Here is a 3,527-nt window from a genome sequence, read left to right on the forward strand (position 1 = left end):
CCCCCGGGGGCGCGGCGGGCGGGGCCGCCAGCCGGGCGGGCCGTTCGGCGATGTCAACCAATGCGGGCCTCCTCTCCTCGGGCCGCCGTCGCCGTGGCGCGGTCCGCGCCGGCGACAGCGGTGGTACGTCGGGTGCCGCCGACCAGGGTCAGGGCGGGGCGTTCGGCGGACTGGGCGGCGCGGACCTCGTCGCGCAGCAGCGTCCAGATCTGGTGGCGGTGGTGCCGGAAGGCGTCGGAGGAGCGGACGTCCTCGACCGCGTCCCGGTCGCCCAGTTCGATGTCGATAACCTGTTTGATCCGGCCGGGACGGGAGGTCATCACCGCGACCCGCTGGCCGAGGTGGACCGCCTCGTCGATGCCGTGGGTGATGAACACGATGGTCTTGCCGGTGCGTGCCCAGATTCTGACCAGCTCGTCCTGAAGGGAGTCGCGGGTCTGCGCGTCCAGCGCGGCGAACGGCTCGTCCATCAGCAGCACGTCCGGGTCGTACGCGAGGCTGCGGGCGATGGCGACGCGCTGCTTCATGCCGCCGGAGAGCTCATGCGGGTAGCGGTCGGCGAACCCGCTCAACCCGACCAGGTCGAGATGGTGCGCGATGAGGTCGGCCCGCTCGGCGCGGGGCACGCCCTTGGCCTCCAGCCCGAACGCGACGTTCCCGCCGGCGGTACGCCAGGGCAACAGCGCGTACTGCTGGAAGACGATGCCCCGGTCCAGCCCGGGCCCGGTGACCGGGCGTCCGTCGACGAGCACCTGCCCGGAGGTGGGCGTCGACAGGCCGCCGAGCAGGTCGAGCAGGGTGGACTTGCCGCAACCGCTGGGGCCGACGACGACCAGGAACTCGCCGGGGCGTACGTCGAGGGTGAGCCGGTCCAGGGCGGTGACTGCGCCGGCGGTGGTGCGCCGGCCGGCGCGGACCGGGAAGCTCTTCGTCACCCGGTCGAAGAGGATCTTGTCGGGGCTCACGCGCCACCACCCGAGGCGAACGGGTTGAACTCGTTGGTGTAGAGGTCGGACGGCTTCGGCTTGCCGCCCTTCAGCTCGCCGGCGTCGGCCAGCCAGTCGATCCAGGTGGCGAACTCGCGGTCGCTGATCACGCCACCCTTTCCGGCGACGCCGGTGCTCTTCCAGTAGCGAACCAGCGACGGATCCTCGTTGCGGCCGCGCTTGGCGATGATGGACTCCAGCCGGCCAACGACGGTTTCCCGCGGCTGGGTGCGCGCCCACTCGATCGCCTTGCCGACACCGGTGACGAACGCCTTGACGGTCTGCGGGTTGCGCTTGATGAAGTCGTCGCGGAAGACGTAGGAGCCGCCGCTGAACGCACCGAGCAGCTCGTAGTCGGTGAAGACGGTGCGGATGCCGCCGTTGGCCACCGCCTTGTCGCGGATCACCCCGCCGAGCACGGCGACGTCGATCTGCTGCTGCCGCAGCGACTGCTCGATGTTGACCGGCGGCAGGGCGACCAGCTCCACCTTGGCGATCTCGGCGGCGCTCAGGCCGCCCTTGACCAGCCAGGTCTTGAGCACCGCCTCGGCGTGCGCGCCGAGGGTGTTCATGCCGACCTTCTTGCCGATCAGGTCGCGCGGGCCGCGGATCGGGCTGTCGTTGAGGACGTAGTAGCCCTGGAAGGTCTGGGCGTCGGAGCCGTAGTAGCTGACCACGGCCGTGATCGGGGCGTTCGCGGCGGCGAGCTTGACGATGGCGCCGTTGAACGCGCCGCCGAAGTCGCTCTGGCCGGTGGCGGTGGCCTGGATGTCCTGCGGGCCGCCGGTGACGTTGCCGATCCACTTCAGCTTGACGTCACCGAGGTAGCCGAGGTCGGCGGCGAGTTCGGGGAGGGTCACCTGGCCGACCGAGCCCTGGTAGCGCAGCTCGGTGGTCTGCCTGCCCCCGGCGGCGGCGTCGGTGCCGCAAGCGGCGGAGGTGGCGAGGGCGAGCAGGGCGACGGCGGCGGCGACGGTGCGCCGCAGCGGATGACGGGATGAGGCCATGGAGGGTCTCCTGATCTGTCCACGATGCGGTGGAGGGAGCCCACGAGGGGCGCGACGGCACGCCGCTCCGGCCGGGCCACGGTGCGCCGGGCGACGGGGAGCGGACGGGCGGAGGAGGTACGACGACGGGGAGCCGAGCCGGAAGAACCGGGTCAGCTCAAACAGAGCGCGCTCGCGTGCCGGACCAGGTCGACGTGCACGCGAGCGGTGAGGAGAAGCTCGTCCCGCTGCGACATGACCTCATGCTGCCTGCCCTTCTCGGAGCCGGTCAACGCCCCTTCCACAGAGTGAGACCTGCGTCGCTTGCTTTGTTGCGAGCGGGCCCCACCACGGTTTATGGCCCCTTAACACCCACCTGTTGAGTAGGGATTCCCACCAGAGTGTGGCGGCACCGTCCAGTACGGATCCGGCCGGGTTTCGTGAAACGGCGTTTCGGGCATGTTCGATGCCGCAGAGGCAGGGAAGACGACGAGAGGAGCCCACGATGGGCCTGCAGTTCCGCAAGCGTCAGAAGTACGGCCCGCTGGTGCTGAACTTCACCGAGAACGGCTTTTCCTCCTGGAGTATCAAGATCGGCCGCTGGTCCTGGAACTCCCGGTCCCGCGCCCACCGCGTGGACCTGCCGGGGCCGCTCTCCTGGAAGCAGGACAAGTCCCGGGCGTGACGTCCCGAGGTCGAGCGGGGTGCCGGTGAGCTCACCGGCACCCCGCCCGGCGTTCGGGGCAGGCCTGCGCGTTCCGGCCGGAGGCTGCGCGGGCCAGCGCAGAATCGCGGCATGGCGCAGGGGTCGTACCGGTGAGAACGGCGACGCGCGCTGGTGGCATGCCTGCTGCTGCTGGTGCTGGGAGTGTCCCTCGTGGTCAAACAGGTGAGCCAGCGCCGGGGGCGGGGCTGATCACCACGTCCCCGCCGAGCCGGCCGTGCTCCGGCACCCGGGTCACCGCGCCGGAGCCGAGCAGCGAGGTGAGCGCCCGGTTGGCGTCCACGGCCCGGTAGACCGTCGAGGTGACCGTGAAGCGGCGCAGCTCGGTCACCGTGCGCGGGCCGGAGCGGGCCAGCTCGGCCAGCAGTTCGCGGCGCAGCGGGCCGGGTTCCGGGTCGAGGCTGATGGCCAGCAGCCGCCCCGCCGGGTCGGCCGGGTCGCGGTAGCGCACCCCGGCGTACTCGTCGACCGCCCAGAAGGCGTCCTTGACCGCTTCCAGGCTGCGGTCGGACCCGGTGCCGAAGGCGAGCAGCCGGGCTGGCGAGTCGTCGGCGGGTACCAGCTCGACCTCGGTGACCAGCGGGAAGCCGGCGTCGGTCAGCGCGGGCCGCAGCGACCGGCCGGCATCGGTGACCAGCAGCAGCTCGGCGGGGCGGCCGGTGGCGGCGGCGGCCAGCACAGCGGGCGTCGGCTCTCCCCCGTCGACGACGGTGAGCAGCGGCGCCCCGGCCGCACCGGCGGCCTTGAGCGCCACCGGCAGTCGGTCCGGGTGGCCGGGCACGACGTGCACGGCCACGTCGGCCGGCAGCGTCGCCTCCACCGGGCCGAGCC

General features: G+C 72.1%; 5 protein-coding genes. 1 reads left to right on the forward strand and 4 read right to left on the reverse strand.

All coding sequences use genetic code 11. From position 1 onward, the window contains the following. Window positions 1–53: 53 nt before the first annotated feature. From DKL51_RS28125 to DKL51_RS37315, 3 genes are all read right to left on the reverse strand, one after another. Complete coding sequence (locus DKL51_RS28125; protein WP_109947966.1) at window positions 54–965, reverse strand: ABC transporter ATP-binding protein; 912 nt, start codon at window positions 963–965, stop codon at window positions 54–56. Beyond that, window positions 962–1,993, reverse strand: coding sequence for an ABC transporter substrate-binding protein (locus tag DKL51_RS28130; RefSeq protein WP_124812681.1), 1,032 nt, complete (start codon window positions 1,991–1,993; stop codon window positions 962–964). The genes DKL51_RS28125 and DKL51_RS28130 overlap by 4 nt, the downstream gene beginning before the upstream one ends. A 152-nt stretch (window positions 1,994–2,145) precedes the next feature. Further along, complete coding sequence (locus DKL51_RS37315) at window positions 2,146–2,229, reverse strand: putative leader peptide (RefSeq protein WP_369008651.1); 84 nt, start codon at window positions 2,227–2,229, stop codon at window positions 2,146–2,148. A 248-nt stretch (window positions 2,230–2,477) separates the two neighbouring features. On the opposite strand from DKL51_RS37315, the gene DKL51_RS28135 reads away from it, so the two are divergent. After that, window positions 2,478–2,657, forward strand: coding sequence for a DUF4236 domain-containing protein (locus tag DKL51_RS28135; RefSeq protein ID WP_109947968.1), 180 nt, complete (start codon window positions 2,478–2,480; stop codon window positions 2,655–2,657). Between the two features lie 196 nt (window positions 2,658–2,853). Here the strand turns inward: DKL51_RS28135 and DKL51_RS28140 are convergent. Then, on the reverse strand, window positions 2,854–3,527 hold a 674-nt coding region (locus tag DKL51_RS28140), incomplete at its 5' end, for a hypothetical protein (RefSeq protein ID WP_124812682.1).

The organism is Micromonospora globispora (genome assembly GCF_003857015.1).
Lineage (GTDB): Bacteria > Actinomycetota > Actinomycetes > Mycobacteriales > Micromonosporaceae > Micromonospora > Micromonospora globispora.

Bases quoted from the DNA above. Each gene is read 5' to 3' on its own strand.
- DKL51_RS28130 (WP_124812681.1), bottom strand. From the start codon at position 1,993: ATGGCCTCATCCCGTCATCCGCTGCGGCGCACCGTCGCCGCCGCCGTC.
- DKL51_RS37315 (WP_369008651.1), bottom strand. From the start codon at position 2,229: ATGTCGCAGCGGGACGAGCTTCTCCTCACCGCTCGCGTGCACGTCGAC.
- DKL51_RS28135 (WP_109947968.1), top strand. From the start codon at position 2,478: ATGGGCCTGCAGTTCCGCAAGCGTCAGAAGTACGGCCCGCTGGTGCTG.